10 protein-coding genes, 2 tRNA genes and 2 rRNA genes are annotated in these 17,264 nt (G+C 56.4%); 13 read left to right on the forward strand and 1 reads right to left on the reverse strand.

Going from position 1 to position 17,264, the window contains the following annotated elements; all coding sequences use genetic code 11:
* Positions 1-43 precede the first annotated feature (43 nt).
* Entirely contained in the window at positions 44-1,600 is a 1,557-nt protein-coding gene (locus tag C4K39_RS21730; protein ID WP_068575501.1) for a bifunctional aminoglycoside phosphotransferase/ATP-binding protein, read from the reverse strand.
* Positions 1,601-1,717: 117 nt separating this feature from the next.
* On the opposite strand from C4K39_RS21730, the gene mrcB reads away from it, so the two are divergent.
* From mrcB to C4K39_RS21800, 13 genes are all read left to right on the forward strand, one after another.
* Entirely contained in the window at positions 1,718-4,042 is a 2,325-nt protein-coding gene (gene mrcB / locus C4K39_RS21735; RefSeq protein ID WP_124347381.1) for a penicillin-binding protein 1B, read from the forward strand.
* Between the two features lie 16 nt (positions 4,043-4,058).
* Positions 4,059-4,805, forward strand: coding sequence for a tetratricopeptide repeat protein (locus C4K39_RS21740; protein WP_124347382.1), 747 nt, complete (start codon positions 4,059-4,061; stop codon positions 4,803-4,805).
* Positions 4,805-5,140, forward strand: coding sequence for a YqcC family protein (locus C4K39_RS21745; RefSeq protein ID WP_068575498.1), 336 nt, complete (start codon positions 4,805-4,807; stop codon positions 5,138-5,140). The genes C4K39_RS21740 and C4K39_RS21745 overlap by 1 nt, the downstream gene beginning before the upstream one ends.
* A gap of 575 nt (positions 5,141-5,715) precedes the next feature.
* Entirely contained in the window at positions 5,716-7,440 is a 1,725-nt protein-coding gene (locus C4K39_RS21750) for an acetolactate synthase 3 large subunit (RefSeq protein ID WP_068575538.1), read from the forward strand.
* A 1-nt stretch (position 7,441) separates the two neighbouring features.
* Entirely contained in the window at positions 7,442-7,933 is a 492-nt protein-coding gene (gene ilvN / locus C4K39_RS21755; RefSeq protein WP_011063488.1) for an acetolactate synthase small subunit, read from the forward strand.
* 45 nt (positions 7,934-7,978) lie between these two features.
* Positions 7,979-8,995, forward strand: a complete 1,017-nt coding sequence (gene ilvC / locus C4K39_RS21760; RefSeq protein ID WP_068575497.1) for a ketol-acid reductoisomerase — start codon at positions 7,979-7,981, stop codon at positions 8,993-8,995.
* A gap of 146 nt (positions 8,996-9,141) precedes the next feature.
* Positions 9,142-9,999, forward strand: coding sequence for a CDP-diacylglycerol--serine O-phosphatidyltransferase (pssA, locus tag C4K39_RS21765; protein WP_068575496.1), 858 nt, complete (start codon positions 9,142-9,144; stop codon positions 9,997-9,999).
* A gap of 63 nt (positions 10,000-10,062) precedes the next feature.
* Entirely contained in the window at positions 10,063-11,076 is a 1,014-nt protein-coding gene (gene msrP, locus C4K39_RS21770) for a protein-methionine-sulfoxide reductase catalytic subunit MsrP (protein ID WP_124347383.1), read from the forward strand.
* Positions 11,076-11,696, forward strand: a complete 621-nt coding sequence (msrQ, locus tag C4K39_RS21775) for a protein-methionine-sulfoxide reductase heme-binding subunit MsrQ (RefSeq protein WP_124347384.1) — start codon at positions 11,076-11,078, stop codon at positions 11,694-11,696. The genes msrP and msrQ overlap by 1 nt, the downstream gene beginning before the upstream one ends.
* Before the next feature lie 543 nt (positions 11,697-12,239).
* A 16S ribosomal RNA gene (locus C4K39_RS21785) occupies positions 12,240-13,776 on the forward strand.
* Positions 13,777-13,899: 123 nt separating this feature from the next.
* Positions 13,900-13,976 (forward strand) — tRNA-Ile (locus tag C4K39_RS21790).
* A 10-nt stretch (positions 13,977-13,986) separates the two neighbouring features.
* A tRNA-Ala gene (locus tag C4K39_RS21795) sits at positions 13,987-14,062 on the forward strand.
* Positions 14,063-14,280: 218 nt separating this feature from the next.
* A 23S ribosomal RNA gene (locus tag C4K39_RS21800) occupies positions 14,281-17,172 on the forward strand.
* The 16S and 23S rRNA genes sit together here with 2 tRNA genes alongside, the layout of an rRNA operon.
* Positions 17,173-17,264: the final 92 nt, after the last annotated feature.

The raw sequence follows: 17,264 nt of genomic DNA on the forward strand, positions 1-17,264 counted from the left end.
TTCAGCCGTGAAGTCTTTGCTGCTTCACGGCTGAAATACTCGCTTAGAGGCCCGGCAGGCGTTGGCGAATGTTGGCCACCAGGGTATCCAGGCTGCCACTTTCGTTGGTTTCCACCCGCTTGCTGCGCAGCAGTTCTTCTTCAGTCAGGGCTTCGCGAGTGGCTCGTTGGATGGCGATCACCTCGAGGGTGGCGTCGGACGGGTCTTCCTGATCGGCCTGGCGCTGGGCCAGCCAACTGGCAACAACGGCCTCAGGCGCGTTGCAGTCGATGATCAGGCAGGGAGTGCCGGTCGCTTCGGCCACCTTCGCGGCGGCATCGCGCTGGGCTCGCTTGAGATACGTGGCATCGATGACCGCCGGGAAGCCGGCGCGCAGGATGATCTCTGCGATTTCATGCAGTCGTGCATAGGTCGTGTCGCTGGCTTCGCTGCTATAGATGCCGGCGTTGAGATCGTTGGATCCCTGCTGCTCGCCGAACAGGCGCTTGCGTTCGACGTCGGAGCGCAAGCGGATGGCGCCCAGGGCTTCTACCAGGCGCATCGCTACATGGCTCTTGCCGACGGCGGAGATACCGGAGGTGATGGCCAGGAAGCGTGAAGGAATGGTGCTGTAGCTCTCGGCCAGGTTGGCATAGTTGCGGTACTGGCGCAGGGTGGTTGCGCGTTGTACCGGGGTGGCGTCGGCCGGCATGCTGAACAGGCTGACTTTGGCGCGTACCAGGGCGCGGTAGGCTTTGTAGAAGTTGAGCAGCTCCAACCCTTGGTAGTCGCCGGTCAGCTCCAGGTACTGGCTGATGAAGCGGCGTGCCAGGCTCTTCAGGCCACGGTCTTCCAGGTCCATGGCCAGGAAGCCGATATCGGCATACACGTCGGTGAAGCGGAAGGGTTCGTTGAACTCGATGCAGTCGAAGATCACCACCTTGCCCTCGATGAGGGTGGCATTGCCCAGGTGGATGTCGCCATGGCACTCGCGGATGAAACCGTCGTTCTTGCGCTGGCCCAGCAATGGCTTGAGGCGTTCGAAGCTGGCTTCGGCCCAGGCCTCCAGGGCCTCGAGTTGTTGCAGGTCGGCCTTGTCGCTGAGGAACGGACGAATCTGCTCGAAGTTCTGGCGTACCGGCGCCATCACGCTTTGTGGCGTTCCGGCCTCGTGGCTGGCAGGGACTTGAGGGGCACTGAGGTGGAACTGGGCGATCTGCTTGGCCATCTCGTCGATGTGCGCGGCGGTCAGCTCGCTGTTGGCCTGCAAGGTACTGAGCAACTGGCTTTGCGGGAACTGGCGCATTTTCAGCACATAGTCGACCACTGGGCCGCTACCGGCCAGTTCCGGGGTCTCGGCGCTGCCGGTAATGGGCAGGACTTCCAGGTACAGGTCTTGGGTCAGGCGCTGGTTCAGGCGTAGTTCTTCACCACAGAAGTGCTCGCGCGCCTCCAGGCTGGTGAAGTCCAGGAAACCGAAATTGACGGGTTTCTTCACTTTATAGGCAAAGGGACCGGTGAGGATCACCCAGGAAATGTGGGTTTCTATGACCTGGAACCCATCTACGGGATGTGGGTACAGCGCTGGGTTTTGCAGGGCGGCAATCAGTGACTGGCTCACAGGCGGTCCTTCAGAGTCGGTAAAAAACGAGGGCGTTATTATGGCTGCTGGAGGCACTAAGGCAAACCTCGGGTGGTGCATGTTGGTGATGAATCAAAGTGCGTATAATCCGCCGCCATGACTCGTACCCGATCCCCTCGTTCTGCAAAAAAAACTCCATCCGGCGGCCTGCGCCCCTGGCTGGGCTGGGCGCTCAAGCTTGGCCTGGTCGGTTTGGTGGTACTCGCCGGCTTTGCGGTTTATCTCGATGCCGTGGTCCAGGAGAAGTTCTCTGGCAAGCGCTGGACCATTCCGGCCAAGGTTTATGCGCGTCCGCTGGAGCTGTTCGTCGGACAAAAGCTCAGCAAGGATGACTTCCTGACGGAACTCGATGCCCTGGGCTATCGCCGCGAAAGCATTGCCAATGGCCCTGGCGCGGCGTCGGTCAACGGCAATACCGTTGAGTTGAACACGCGTGGATTCCAGTTCTACGAAGGCCTGGAGCAGGCGCAACCAGTGCGGGTGCGCTTCTCCGGCGACTTTGTTGCCGAGCTTTCCGGCAGCAAGGGCGCGAAACTGGCGGTGGTGCGCCTGGAGCCCCTGTTGATTGGCGGCCTGTATCCCAAGAACCTCGAAGACCGGATCCTGATCAAGATCGACCAGGTCCCGCCGTACCTGTTGGAAACCCTGGTGGCGGTGGAAGACCGGGATTTCTATTCGCACTTCGGGGTTTCGCCGAAGTCGATCGCCCGGGCCGTTTGGGTCAATACATCCTCGGGCCAGATGCGCCAGGGCGGCAGTACCCTGACCCAGCAGTTGGTGAAGAACTTCTTCCTGACCAACGAACGCAGCCTGTCGCGCAAGCTCACCGAAGCGATGATGGCCCTGTTGCTGGAGTTGCACTACGACAAGCGCGAGATCCTCGAGGCGTATCTCAACGAAGTGTTCATCGGCCAGGACGGTCAGCGTGCGGTGCACGGTTTTGGCCTGGCCAGCCAGTTCTTCTTCAGCCAGCCATTGTCGGAACTCAAGCTGCATCAGGTGGCGTTGTTGGTGGGCATGGTCAAGGGGCCGTCCTACTACAACCCACGACGGTATCCGGAGCGTGCACTGGAACGTCGCAACCTGGTGCTCGATCTGCTGGCGCAGCAGGGTGTTGCCACCCCCGAGCAAGTCGAAGCCGCGAAGAAGATGCCGCTGGGCGTGACCAAGCGCGGCAGCCTGGCGGATAGCTCGTTCCCTGGCTTCCTCGACCTGGTGAAGCGCCAACTGCGCGAGGATTATCGTGACGAAGACTTGACCGAGGAAGGGCTGCGGATTTTCACCAGCTTCGACCCGATCCTGCAGATGAAGGCCGAGGCATCGGTCAACGATACCTTCAAGCGCCTGGCAGGACGCAAAGGGGCCGAGGATGTCGAGGCCGCAATGGTGGTGACCAACCCCGAAACCGGCGAAGTGCAGGCGATGATCGGTAGCCGCCAAGCCAGCTTTGCCGGGTTCAACCGCGCCCTGGATGCCGTGCGTCCGATCGGCTCGCTGATCAAGCCGGCGGTCTACCTGACTGCCCTGGAAAAGCCCAGCCAGTACACGCTGACCAGTTGGCTCTCGGACGAGGCCTTCTCGGTCAAGGGGGCCGATGGCCAGGTATGGAAGCCGCAGAACTATGACCGGCGCTCCCACGGGACAGTGTTCCTGTACCAGGGGTTGGCCCACTCCTACAACCTTTCCACGGCCAGGCTTGGCCTGGAAGTGGGCGTGCCCAATGTCTTGAAGACCCTTGGGCGCCTGGGCGTCACCCGCGAGTTCCCGGCGTTTCCTTCCATGTTGCTGGGCGCCGGGGGAATGAGCCCCATTGAAGTGGCCACCATGTACCAGACCCTGGCCAACGGTGGCTTCAATACGCCCATGCGTGGCATCCGTAGCGTGCTGACCGCTGAGGGCGAGCCACTCAAGCGCTATCCGTTCCAGATACAGCAGCGTTTCGATGCTGGTTCGATCTACCTGATCCAGAGCGCTATGCAGCGAGTGATGCGCGAAGGTACGGGGCGCTCGGTGTATAACGTGCTGCCCGGTAGCCTGACACTCGCTGGCAAGACGGGCACCAGTAACGATTCCAGGGATAGCTGGTTCGCAGGTTTCAGCCAGGACTTGCTGGCAGTGGTCTGGCTGGGGCGCGACGACAACGGCAAGACGCCGTTCACCGGGGCTACCGGTGCCTTGCAGGTTTGGACCAGTTTCATGCGCAAGGCCGATCCGATGCCGTTGGACATGCCGCAGCCGGATAACGTGGTTCAGGCGTGGGTGGATTCGCGTACCGGGCAAGGCTCCGATGCCAACTGTCCGGGCGCCGTGCAGATGCCGTATATTCGCGGCAGCGAACCGCCTCCCGGCGCCTCTTGCGGTGGTGAAAACCCGGCAGGCGGCGAGTCGGTGATGGATTGGGTCAAGGGCTGGATGAACTAAGCGATGAGGATTTGACGTGAACAAGTGGTGGGTTCCAGCTATTACAGCTCTGGCGTTGCTCAACGGTTGCGCCAGCGTGCAACGTGGCTCCATTCCCGTCGTGGACTCCGGTACTACGGTGTCGAACAACGAGCGGATTTCCGCTACCGGAGGTTTCCGCCAGACGACCATCAAGCGTCCGGCGCAAGCCCAGGCACGAGCCATTCCCGAGGATTCGGGCGTGGTGGTCATGGTGCCAGGTGGCGGTGCGGCCACTTCGGCGCCGATCAGCAGTTCGCCGATCGTTCCCGGGCCGTCGAGCTCCGGTCCCATTACTCCCGGCCCGGTAGAGGGTTCGGGTTATCAGCCGGTTCCGAGCACTTCGGGGACCTACACCATGCCGCCGTCATCAGGCAGCATCCCTTCGGCACGTGCTGGTGGCTTGTCGGCAGACGAGCAACTGGACGGTCCGGTACTGGCCCTCTTGACCACCGCTCAGCAGCAGCAGTCCAGTGGTGACCTGAATGGAGCGTCTTCCAGCCTGGAGCGCGCCCAGCGTGTGGCACCGCGGGAGCCTCAGGTGTTGTATCGCCTGGCCCAGGTGCGCATGGCCCAGGGCGATGCTCCGCAGGCAGAACAGTTTGCCCGCCGCGGCCTGAGTTTTGCCAACGGCCGGCCCGACTTGCAGGCCAGTCTCTGGGAGCTGATCGCCCAGGCGCGGGAGAAGCAGGGGGATGCCGCAGGCGCCGCCCAGGCGCGGCAGAAAGCCCGGGTCTCGCTGTGATGGATTCGCGCTTCCCGAGAATTGCCGAGCAGTTGTTGCTGATCGAGCGCGAGTTGCGGCTCCAGGGGCTGTGGGACGATACGGTTCCCAGCAGCGAGGCTCTGGCCAGCACCCAGCCCTTTGCCGTGGATACGCTGGAATTCGAGCAATGGTTGCAGTGGATCTTCCTCCCGCGCATGAAGCAGATCCTGGAGCAGGATCTGCCCTTGCCCAATGCCTCCGGCATCCAGGAAATGGCCGAGATGGTATTCGCTAACCGTGCCATGCAGGGGCGGGATCGGCAGTTGCAAGTACTGCTCAAAGAGTTCGACCAACTCATCATCGCTACCCGTTGAATCGGCACTGCCAGGCTTGCCTGGCAGTGTTTCTTTGCCTCTCCTTTGTCATGCTCTTCTGTGGGTTTGCAGCCTGCATCGCTCCTGCGTGCCTGTTTTATCTTCTGATGCCGCAGAGCTTTTGTGGGGGCGAGGCTCGTTCGTAGGTTTTTGGCCAAAGTCAAGGTTCGTGTTTATGATTTGGTTGTGATGAATTGAGCAATCGAAACGCAAATTTAGTTTGGTTTTGAGGTTTTTCTTGCGTTCTCATGCGATTAGTTCGAATTAGTCATATAGACAGCTTGACTTGGTGAGGACGAAACAGAAGAATCCAAAGTCCGCTGTAGAGGGACTGCCAGAAGCAGACCCACTCAGCAGATCATGAGGTGCACATCCGCACCGAAGTGCTACACCCGCAACGCGTTACCTCGCGCTGGGTGGGAAAACCCCGCAACACTTTGGGGCGTTCCCAATGCTTGCTCAGTCAGTGCTGACGTAGTCGGCGACCACCGTCGCTCATGCTCTGCTGAGAAGTAAACCTATTAAGACCCGCTCCCTTTTGAGGGCGGTATTCTGGCGTTTTAGAGGTGAACAACGTGGAGCTTTTATCTGGCGGTGAGATGCTCGTCCGCTTCTTGCGTGACGAAGGCGTCAAATATATCTACGGGTACCCGGGCGGTGCTCTCCTTCATGTTTACGATGCCCTGTTCAAAGAACCGGAAGTGACCCACATCCTGGTTCGTCATGAGCAAGCGGCTACCCATATGGCTGACGGTTATGCCCGTGCCACCGGCAAGGCCGGCGTGGTGCTGGTGACTTCCGGCCCGGGCGCGACCAATGCCATCACCGGCATTGCTACTGCCTATATGGACTCGATCCCGATGGTGATCATTTCTGGCCAGGTGCCTAGCACCATGGTCGGTACCGATGCATTCCAGGAAACCGACATGATCGGTATTTCCCGGCCGATCGTGAAGCACAGCTTCATGATCAAGCACGCTTCGGAAATCCCGGAGGTCATGAAGAAGGCGTTCTACCTGGCGCAATCGGGTCGTCCTGGCCCGGTAGTGGTCGATATCCCCAAGGACATGACCAACCCGGCTGAAAAGTTCGAATACGTTTTTCCCAAGAAAGCCAAGCTGCGCTCCTATAGCCCGGCTGTCCGCGGTCACTCCGGACAAATCCGCAAGGCGGCGGAGATGCTGCTGTCGGCCAAGCGTCCGGTGCTGTACTCCGGCGGCGGTGTGATCCTCGGTGGCGGCTCTGCGGCGCTGACCGAGTTGGCCAAGATGCTCAACCTGCCTGTGACCAATACCTTGATGGGCCTGGGTGCCTATCCGGGAACCGATCGGCAGTTCGTCGGTATGCTCGGCATGCACGGTAGCTATACCGCAAACCTGACCATGCACCATGCCGATGTGATCCTGGCTGTTGGCGCACGCTTCGACGACCGTGTCATCAATGGTGCGCCGAAGTTCTGCCCGAACGCCAAGATCATTCATGTGGATATCGATCCGGCGTCCATCTCCAAGACCATCAAGGCCGATGTGCCGATCGTGGGTCCGGTGGAGAGCGTCCTGACCGAAATGGTCGCGGCTCTCAAGGAGATCGGCGAGACCCCGAACAAGGATACGGTCGCCAGTTGGTGGAAGCAGATCGACGAGTGGCGCGGTGATCGCGGCCTGTTCCCTTATGACAAGGGCGACGGCAGCATCATCAAGCCACAAACTGTGATCGAGACCCTGTGCGAAGTGACCAAGGGTGATGCCTTCGTGACTTCCGATGTAGGGCAGCATCAGATGTTTGCGGCGCAGTACTACAAGTTCAACAAACCCAATCGCTGGATCAACTCCGGTGGCCTGGGCACCATGGGCTTCGGTTTCCCGGCGGCCATGGGGGTCAAGTTGAACTTCCCTGATAATGATGTCGCCTGCGTCACGGGTGAAGGCAGTATCCAGATGAACATCCAGGAGCTGTCCACCTGCCTGCAGTACGACCTGCCAGTCAAGATCATCAACCTGAACAACGGCGTGCTGGGTATGGTTCGCCAATGGCAGGACATGAGCTATGGCAGCCGTCATTCGCATTCCTACATGGAATCGCTGCCTGATTTCGTCCGGTTGGTGGAGGCCTATGGTCATGTGGGCATCCGCATCACCGACCTGAAGGACCTGAAGCCGAAGATGGAAGAGGCGTTTGCCATGAAGGATCGCCTGGTGTTCCTCGATATCCAGGTCGACACCAGCGAGCACGTCTATCCGATGCAGATCAAAGACGGCTCCATGCGCGATATGTGGCTGAGCAAGACGGAGCGTACTTAATATGCGGCACATCATCTCCTTGCTTCTGGAAAACGAACCGGGCGCCTTGTCTCGCGTTGTTGGCCTGTTCTCGCAGCGCAACTACAACATCGAAAGCCTGACCGTGGCACCGACTGAAGACCCGACCCTGTCGCGTCTGACCCTCACCACTGTCGGCCATGACGAGATCATCGAGCAGATCACCAAGAACCTGAACAAGCTGGTCGAGGTGGTCAAGCTGGTGGATCTGTCGGAGAGCGCGCATATCGAGCGCGAGCTGATGCTGGTCAAGATCAAGGCAACTGGCGCCCAGCGCGCCGAGGTCAAGCGTACTACCGATATTTATCGTGGGCAGATCGTTGATGTCAGCGCTAGCGTGTATACCGTTCAATTGACCGGTACCAGCGACAAGCTCGACAGCTTCATTCAATCGATCGGCACCGCATCGATTCTGGAAACCGTACGCAGTGGCGTCACCGGGATTGCCCGTGGCGACAAAGTACTGAGCATCTAATTCAAATTAGCGAATGGCCGGAACGGCCTGACATAGGGGAAGTTCATGAAAGTTTTCTACGATAAAGACTGTGACCTGTCGATCATCCAGGGCAAGAAAGTTGCCATCATCGGCTACGGTTCCCAGGGTCACGCTCAAGCCTGCAACCTGAAAGACTCCGGTGTCGATGTGACTGTTGGCCTGCGCAAAGGCTCGGCCACTGTTGCCAAGGCTGAAGCCCATGGCTTGAAAGTGGCTGATGTGGCTAGCGCTGTTGCCGCTGCCGACCTGGTCATGATCCTGACTCCCGACGAGTTCCAGGGCGCCCTGTACAAGAACGAAATCGAACCGAACATCAAGAAAGGCGCCACCCTGGCCTTCTCCCACGGCTTCTCGATCCACTACAACCAGGTAGTACCGCGTGCTGACCTCGACGTGATCATGATCGCGCCGAAGGCCCCAGGCCACACCGTGCGTTCCGAATTCGTCAAGGGTGGTGGTATTCCTGACCTGATCGCGATCTACCAGGACGCTTCCGGCAATGCCAAGAACGTTGCCTTGTCCTACGCGGCAGGCGTGGGTGGCGGTCGTACCGGCATCATCGAAACCACCTTCAAGGACGAGACTGAAACCGACCTGTTCGGTGAGCAGGCTGTTCTGTGCGGTGGTACCGTCGAGCTGGTCAAGGCCGGCTTCGAAACCCTGGTCGAAGCTGGCTACGCGCCGGAGATGGCCTACTTCGAATGCCTGCACGAGCTGAAGTTGATCGTTGACCTCATGTACGAAGGCGGTATCGCCAACATGAACTACTCGATCTCCAACAACGCCGAGTACGGCGAATACGTGACGGGTCCAGAGGTTATCAACGCCGAATCCCGCCAGGCCATGCGCAACGCCCTGAAGCGCATCCAGGACGGCGAGTACGCGAAGATGTTCATCAGCGAGGGCGCCACCGGTTACCCATCGATGACTGCCAAGCGTCGTAACAACGCCGCTCACGGTATCGAGATCATCGGCGAGCAACTGCGTTCGATGATGCCGTGGATCTCTGCGAACAAGATCGTCGACAAAACCAAGAACTAAGTTCGAGTCTTGTCAGGGAAAACGCGGCCTAGGCCGCGTTTTTTCGTTTGCGGGGATAGGTTCTGGTATAAAGCAGGCTCCTTTGCGGCCGAACCCCGGCCCAGGGTATCTGTCGAAACTTTTCACACCGTTGCAAGGTAATGTCCATGAGCGAACGTCCCGAAGAGCCAAACCAGGCCTCTGACGCCGAAAGCCTGCTACCGATCGATGAGCATGTCGAAGAAGGGCATGACGCTGAAGGCCGTAAAGTCCGGCATCGTGGTATCTATCTTCTGCCTAATCTGTTCACCACTGCGAACCTGTTCGCGGGGTTCTATTCCATCATCAGTTCCATGAGTGCCCAGAGTGCCTTGAGTGCCGGTGATGCTGCGGGCGCAAGCAAGTATTTTGCTTTTGCGGCTATCGCGATTTTTGTCGCCATGGTGCTCGACGGCCTGGACGGCCGTGTGGCCCGCATGACCAACACCCAGAGTGCATTCGGCGCTGAGTACGACTCCTTGTCGGACATGGTGGCGTTTGGCGTTGCGCCGGCATTGCTGGCCTTTGGCTGGGCCTTGGGTGACATGGGCAAGGTCGGCTGGATGGTCGCCTTCATCTATGTAGCCGGTGCCGCGTTACGCCTGGCACGTTTCAATACCCAAGTGGGAACGGCCGACAAGCGTTACTTCATTGGCCTGGCCAGCCCGGCAGCGGCGGGTGTGGTGGCGGGTATCGTCTGGGCCTTCAGTGATTACGGCATCCAGGGTTCGAAGATGTCGTTCCTGGTGGCTTTGCTGGTGGCCGCCGCCGGTATGCTGATGGTCAGCAATATCAAGTACAACAGCTTCAAGGACCTGGATCTGAAGGGGCGCGTGCCGTTCGTTGCGATCCTTGCCGTGGTGCTGGTATTTGCCGTGGTATTCAGTGATCCGCCACGTATCCTGCTGCTGGTGTTCCTGGCCTATGCCGCATCGGGCCCCATCCAGTACCTGTTGCACCTTCGTCGTCGCAATCACGTCGAGTGATGTAATTTCCCCCATACTCCGCAGTCTATTGGTGTATCTGTCATCCAATACTGCGGAGTTGCCATGCTGCTCAAGTTCCCCAAGTCCTCTGACTGCAAAGCAGCGGATATCACCCCTGAGGCCTTTTATCTTTCTCGACGCGCATTACTCGGTGGTGCTGTTGCGGGTATTGCTGCGGCCGCGTTACCCCGCTGGGGGAGGGCGGAGGACGCGGGGAGTTATGCCGACGTCGATCCTGGGCGGGCACCGGCGTGGTTTACGCAGAAGCTGCCGGATACTCGTTGGCAGGCGGTAGTTGCCAACGGGGAGGCCATCACCCCCTTCAAAGACGCGACCCACTACAACAATTTCTACGAGTTCGGCACTGATAAAGGTGACCCGGCCGCCAACGCGGGAGGGCTGAAGACCGAGCCGTGGAGCGTTGTAGTGGATGGTGAGGTGGCCAAGCCGGGCCGTTATGCGCTCGAGGATTTCATCAAGCCTTATCAGTTGGAGGAGCGTATCTATCGACTACGTTGCGTCGAAGCCTGGTCGATGGTGATCCCCTGGATCGGCTTTCCCATTTCAGCGCTGCTCAAGCAGGTCGAACCCACCAGCAAGGCCAAGTTCATTCGCTTTGAAACCTTGCGCGACCCCGAGCACATGCCGGGGCAGCGCTCCGGGTTCGCCTTGATCGATTGGCCTTATGTCGAAGGATTGCGACTCGATGAGGCGATGAACCCGCTGGCGATCCTGGCAGTTGGCATGTATGGACGGGAGTTGCCGAACCAAAACGGAGCGCCGCTACGGTTGGTGGTGCCCTGGAAGTATGGTTTCAAGAGCGTGAAGTCCATTGTGCGCATCAGTTTGGTCAGTGAGCAGCCCAAGACGACTTGGCAGAGTATCGCTGCCAATGAATACGGCTTTTATGCAAATGTGAATCCTACGGTCGATCATCCCCGTTGGACCCAGGCACGGGAGCGGCGCCTTCCCAGTGGGTTGTTCAGCCCGAATGTCCGCGAGACCCAGATGTTCAATGGCTATGGGGAAGAGGTCGCCTCTTTATATAGAGGGATGGATCTGAGGAAGGACTACTGATGCGTTATTCGTTCTGGCGCGTCGGTGTCTTCATTGCTGGCGCGATATGGCCCTTGTATTGGTTGTATGAGGCTTGGGCTTCGTTGCTGGGGCCCGACCCGGGCAAGGTCCTGGTCGACCGGCTGGGTTTGGGAGCTCTGGTGTTTGTGTTACTCACGCTCAGTATGACGCCATTGCAGAAGTTGACAGGCTGGTCGGGTTGGATCGCTGTGCGACGGCAGCTGGGGTTATGGTGCTTTGCTTATGTGGTACTGCATCTGAGTGCCTACGGCGTTTTCATCCTGGGATTGGACTGGTCGCAACTTGGCGTGGAGTTGCGTAAGCGGCCTTATATCCTTGTCGGTAGTTTGGGGTTCATCCTTCTGTTGTCGTTGGCGGTAACATCCAATCGCTATAGCCAGCGACGGTTGGGGGCTCGCTGGAAGAAGTTGCATCGCTTGGTCTATCTCATTCTTGGGCTCGGCTTGCTGCATATGTTGTGGATCGTCCGAGCCGACCTGAAGGAGTGGGCCGTTTATGCGTCTTTGGGCGTAGTATTGATGGTGTTGCGCCTGCCTTCCGTAGCTCGGCGTATTCCTCGGCTTATGATTGGAAAAGCGTCTTCTGCAAGAAAAACGTAATTAGTGCTTGACGGCAGATTCTACAGGTCTATAATTCGCCCCACTTCCGGCGCAGTCGAAACGGAAAACTCTTTGAGATTCAACGAGTTACCAAGATTTCGACAGCGGTCACGCTTCAGTTCATCGAAGCCCGAAAGGAGCTGATAAGGCAGCGAAAGTGGCCTTGTTAGCGTTTCGATCCTCTCGATCGAAAGCGGTTAAAAAGAGGTGTTGACAGCAGCGTGTAACGCTGTAGAATTCGCCTCCCGCTAACGAGAGATCGAAAGCGCAAGTGGTTGAAGTTACAAAGGAAACTTTGAAAACTTCTTAAAAAAATCACTTGACAGCAAATGAGGCTGCTGTAGAATGCGCGCCTCGGTTGAGACGAAAGATCTTAACCAACCGCTCTTTAACAACTGAATCAAGCAATTCGTGTGGGTGCTTGTGTAGTTAGACTGATAGTCAAAAAGATTATCAGCATCACAAGTGACCATTCGAGAAATCAAATAGTCATTTGAGATTGCTGAGCCAAGTTTAGGGTTTCTTAAAAACCCAAGCAGTATTGAACTGAAGAGTTTGATCATGGCTCAGATTGAACGCTGGCGGCAGGCCTAACACATGCAAGTCGAGCGGATGAAGTGAGCTTGCTCACGGATTCAGCGGCGGACGGGTGAGTAATGCCTAGGAATCTGCCTGGTAGTGGGGGGTAACGTTTCGAAAGGAGCGCTAATACCGCATACGTCCTACGGGAGAAAGCAGGGGACCTTCGGGCCTTGCGCTATCAGATGAGCCTAGGTCGGATTAGCTAGTTGGTGAGGTAATGGCTCACCAAGGCTACGATCCGTAACTGGTCTGAGAGGATGATCAGTCACACTGGAACTGAGACACGGTCCAGACTCCTACGGGAGGCAGCAGTGGGGAATATTGGACAATGGGCGAAAGCCTGATCCAGCCATGCCGCGTGTGTGAAGAAGGTCTTCGGATTGTAAAGCACTTTAAGTTGGGAGGAAGGGCAGTAAGCTAATATCTTGCTGTTTTGACGTTACCGACAGAATAAGCACCGGCTAACTCTGTGCCAGCAGCCGCGGTAATACAGAGGGTGCAAGCGTTAATCGGAATTACTGGGCGTAAAGCGCGCGTAGGTGGTTTGTTAAGTTGGATGTGAAAGCCCCGGGCTCAACCTGGGAACTGCATCCAAAACTGGCAAGCTAGAGTATGGTAGAGGGTGGTGGAATTTCCTGTGTAGCGGTGAAATGCGTAGATATAGGAAGGAACACCAGTGGCGAAGGCGACCACCTGGACTGATACTGACACTGAGGTGCGAAAGCGTGGGGAGCAAACAGGATTAGATACCCTGGTAGTCCACGCCGTAAACGATGTCAACTAGCCGTTGGGGTCCTTGAGACTTTAGTGGCGCAGCTAACGCATTAAGTTGACCGCCTGGGGAGTACGGCCGCAAGGTTAAAACTCAAATGAATTGACGGGGGCCCGCACAAGCGGTGGAGCATGTGGTTTAATTCGAAGCAACGCGAAGAACCTTACCAGGCCTTGACATGCAGAGAACTTTCCAGAGATGGATTGGTGCCTTCGGGAACTCTGACACAGGTGCTGCATGGCTGTCGTCAGCTCGTGTCGTGAGATGTTGGGTTAAGTCCCGTAACGAGCGCAACCCTTGTCCTTAGTTACCAGCACGTTATGGTGGGCACTCTAAGGAGACTGCCGGTGACAAACCGGAGGAAGGTGGGGATGACGTCAAGTCATCATGGCCCTTACGGCCTGGGCTACACACGTGCTACAATGGTCGGTACAGAGGGTTGCCAAGCCGCGAGGTGGAGCTAATCCCACAAAACCGATCGTAGTCCGGATCGCAGTCTGCAACTCGACTGCGTGAAGTCGGAATCGCTAGTAATCGCGAATCAGAATGTCGCGGTGAATACGTTCCCGGGCCTTGTACACACCGCCCGTCACACCATGGGAGTGGGTTGCACCAGAAGTAGCTAGTCTAACCTTCGGGAGGACGGTTACCACGGTGTGATTCATGACTGGGGTGAAGTCGTAACAAGGTAGCCGTAGGGGAACCTGCGGCTGGATCACCTCCTTAATCGACGACATCAGCTGCTTCATAAGCTCCCACACGAATTGCTTGATTCATTGAAGAAGACGATAGAAGCAGCTTTAAGCTCCAAGCTGATAGCTCCAAGCTAACAGTTACAAGCTCGAAATTGGGTCTGTAGCTCAGTTGGTTAGAGCGCACCCCTGATAAGGGTGAGGTCGGCAGTTCGAATCTGCCCAGACCCACCAATTTTGTTATGGGGCCATAGCTCAGCTGGGAGAGCGCCTGCCTTGCACGCAGGAGGTCAGCGGTTCGATCCCGCTTGGCTCCACCATAAACTGCTTCTGAAAGCTTAGAAATGAGCATTCAAATCGAATGTTGATTTCTAGTCTTTTGATTAGATCGTTCTTTAAAAATTTGGGTATGTGATAGAAAGATAGACTGAACACTACTTTCACTGGTAGTGGATCAGGCTAAGGTAAAGTTTGTGAATATTGCAAACTTTCGGCGAATGTCGTCTTCACAGTATAACCAGATTGCTTGGGGTTATATGGTCAAGTGAAGAAGCGCATACGGTGGATGCCTTGGCAGTCAGAGGCGATGAAAGACGTGGTAGCCTGCGATAAGCTTCGGGGAGTCGGCAAACAGACTTTGATCCGGAGATCTCTGAATGGGGGAACCCAGCCATCATAAGATGGTTATCTTACACTGAATACATAGGTGTAAGAGGCGAACCAGGGGAACTGAAACATCTAAGTACCCTGAGGAAAAGAAATCAACCGAGATTCCCTTAGTAGTGGCGAGCGAACGGGGACTAGCCCTTAAGCTTCTTTGATTTTAGCGGAACGCTCTGGAAAGTGCGGCCATAGTGGGTGATAGCCCTGTACGCGAAAGGATCTTAGAAGTGAAATCGAGTAGGACGGGGCACGAGAAACCTTGTCTGAATATGGGGGGACCATCCTCCAAGGCTAAATACTACTGACTGACCGATAGTGAACTAGTACCGTGAGGGAAAGGCGAAAAGAACCCCGGAGAGGGGAGTGAAATAGATCCTGAAACCGTATGCGTACAAGCAGTGGGAGCAGACTTTGTTCTGTGACTGCGTACCTTTTGTATAATGGGTCAGCGACTTATATTCAGTGGCAAGCTTAACCGAATAGGGGAGGCGTAGCGAAAGCGAGTCTTAATAGGGCGTTTAGTCGCTGGGTATAGACCCGAAACCGGGCGATCTATCCATGGGCAGGTTGAAGGTTAGGTAACACTGACTGGAGGACCGAACCGACTACCGTTGAAAAGTTAGCGGATGACCTGTGGATCGGAGTGAAAGGCTAATCAAGCTCGGAGATAGCTGGTTCTCCTCGAAAGCTATTTAGGTAGCGCCTCATGTATCACTGTAGGGGGTAGAGCACTGTTTCGGCTAGGGGGTCATCCCGACTTACCAAACCGATGCAAACTCCGAATACCTACAAGTGCCGAGCATGGGAGACACACGGCGGGTGCTAACGTCCGTCGTGAAAAGGGAAACAACCCAGACCGTCAGCTAAGGTCCCAAAGTTATGGTTAAGTGGGAAACGATGTGGGAAGGCTTAGACAGCTAGGAGGTTGGCTTAGAAGCAGCCACCCTTTAAAGAAAGCGTAATAGCTCACTAGTCGAGTCGGCCTGCGCGGAAGATGTAACGGGGCTCAAACCATACACCGAAGCTACGGGTATCACGTAAGTGATGCGGTAGAGGAGCGTTCTGTAAGCCTGTGAAGGTGAGTTGAGAAGCTTGCTGGAGGTATCAGAAGTGCGAATGCTGACATGAGTAACGACAATGCGAGTGAAAAACTCGCACGCCGAAAGACCAAGGTTTCCTGCGCAACGTTAATCGACGCAGGGTTAGTCGGTCCCTAAGGCGAGGCTGAAAAGCGTAGTCGATGGAAAACAGGTTAATATTCCTGTACTTCTAGTTATTGCGATGGAGGGACGGAGAAGGCTAGGCCAGCTTGGCGTTGGTTGTCCAAGTTTAAGGTGGTAGGCTGAGATCTTAGGTAAATCCGGGATCTTAAGGCCGAGAGCTGATGACGAGTTACCTTTTAGGTGACGAAGTGGTTGATGCCATGCTTCCAAGAAAAGCTTCTAAGCTTCAGATAACTAGGAACCGTACCCCAAACCGACACAGGTGGTTGGGTAGAGAATACCAAGGCGCTTGAGAGAACTCGGGTGAAGGAACTAGGCAAAATGGCACCGTAACTTCGGGAGAAGGTGCGCCGGTGAGGGTGAAGGACTTGCTCCGTAAGCCCATGCCGGTCGAAGATACCAGGCCGCTGCGACTGTTTATTAAAAACACAGCACTCTGCAAACACGAAAGTGGACGTATAGGGTGTGACGCCTGCCCGGTGCCGGAAGGTTAATTGATGGGGTTAGCGCAAGCGAAGCTCTTGATCGAAGCCCCGGTAAACGGCGGCCGTAACTATAACGGTCCTAAGGTAGCGAAATTCCTTGTCGGGTAAGTTCCGACCTGCACGAATGGCGTAACGATGGCGGCGCTGTCTCCACCCGAGACTCAGTGAAATTGAAATCGCTGTGAAGATGCAGTGTATCCGCGGCTAGACGGAAAGACCCCGTGAACCTTTACTATAGCTTTGCACTGGACTTTGAATTTGCTTGTGTAGGATAGGTGGGAGGCTTTGAAGCGTGGACGCCAGTCTGCGTGGAGCCATCCTTGAAATACCACCCTGGCAACTTTGAGGTTCTAACTCAGGTCCGTTATCCGGATCGAGGACAGTGTATGGTGGGTAGTTTGACTGGGGCGGTCTCCTCCTAAAGAGTAACGGAGGAGTACGAAGGTGCGCTCAGACCGGTCGGAAATCGGTCGTAGAGTATAAAGGCAAAAGCGCGCTTGACTGCGAGACAAACACGTCGAGCAGGTACGAAAGTAGGTCTTAGTGATCCGGTGGTTCTGTATGGAAGGGCCATCGCTCAACGGATAAAAGGTACTCCGGGGATAACAGGCTGATACCGCCCAAGAGTTCATATCGACGGCGGTGTTTGGCACCTCGATGTCGGCTCATCACATCCTGGGGCTGAAGCCGGTCCCAAGGGTATGGCTGTTCGCCATTTAAAGTGGTACGCGAGCTGGGTTTAGAACGTCGTGAGACAGTTCGGTCCCTATCTGCCGTGGACGTTTGAGATTTGAGAGGGGCTGCTCCTAGTACGAGAGGACCGGAGTGGACGAACCTCTGGTGTTCCGGTTGTCACGCCAGTGGCATTGCCGGGTAGCTATGTTCGGAAAAGATAACCGCTGAAAGCATCTAAGCGGGAAACTTGCCTCAAGATGAGATCTCACTGGGATCTTGAATCCCCTAAAGGGCCGTCGAAGACTACGACGTTGATAGGTTGGGTGTGTAAGCGCTGTGAGGCGTTGAGCTAACCAATACTAATTGCCCGTGAGGCTTGACCATATAACACCCAAGCAATTTGCTTAAGAGCGAGTTGCGGTGTGTGAAGACGCACGAACCGAAAGTTTGCAGCACACAAACCTATTACATACCCA

Origin of the sequence: Pseudomonas sessilinigenes, from assembly GCF_003850565.1 — a bacterium.
GTDB classification, from domain to species: Bacteria; Pseudomonadota; Gammaproteobacteria; order Pseudomonadales; family Pseudomonadaceae; genus Aquipseudomonas; species Aquipseudomonas sessilinigenes.

Coding starts and splice junctions, on each gene's coding strand:
- mrcB (WP_124347381.1), top strand. CDS start 1,718: ATGACTCGTACCCGATCCCCTCGTTCTGCAAAAAAAACTCCATCCGGC.
- C4K39_RS21745 (WP_068575498.1), top strand. CDS start 4,805: ATGGATTCGCGCTTCCCGAGAATTGCCGAGCAGTTGTTGCTGATCGAG.
- ilvN (WP_011063488.1), top strand. CDS start 7,442: ATGCGGCACATCATCTCCTTGCTTCTGGAAAACGAACCGGGCGCCTTG.
- ilvC (WP_068575497.1), top strand. CDS start 7,979: ATGAAAGTTTTCTACGATAAAGACTGTGACCTGTCGATCATCCAGGGC.
- pssA (WP_068575496.1), top strand. CDS start 9,142: ATGAGCGAACGTCCCGAAGAGCCAAACCAGGCCTCTGACGCCGAAAGC.
- msrP (WP_124347383.1), top strand. CDS start 10,063: ATGCTGCTCAAGTTCCCCAAGTCCTCTGACTGCAAAGCAGCGGATATC.
- msrQ (WP_124347384.1), top strand. CDS start 11,076: ATGCGTTATTCGTTCTGGCGCGTCGGTGTCTTCATTGCTGGCGCGATA.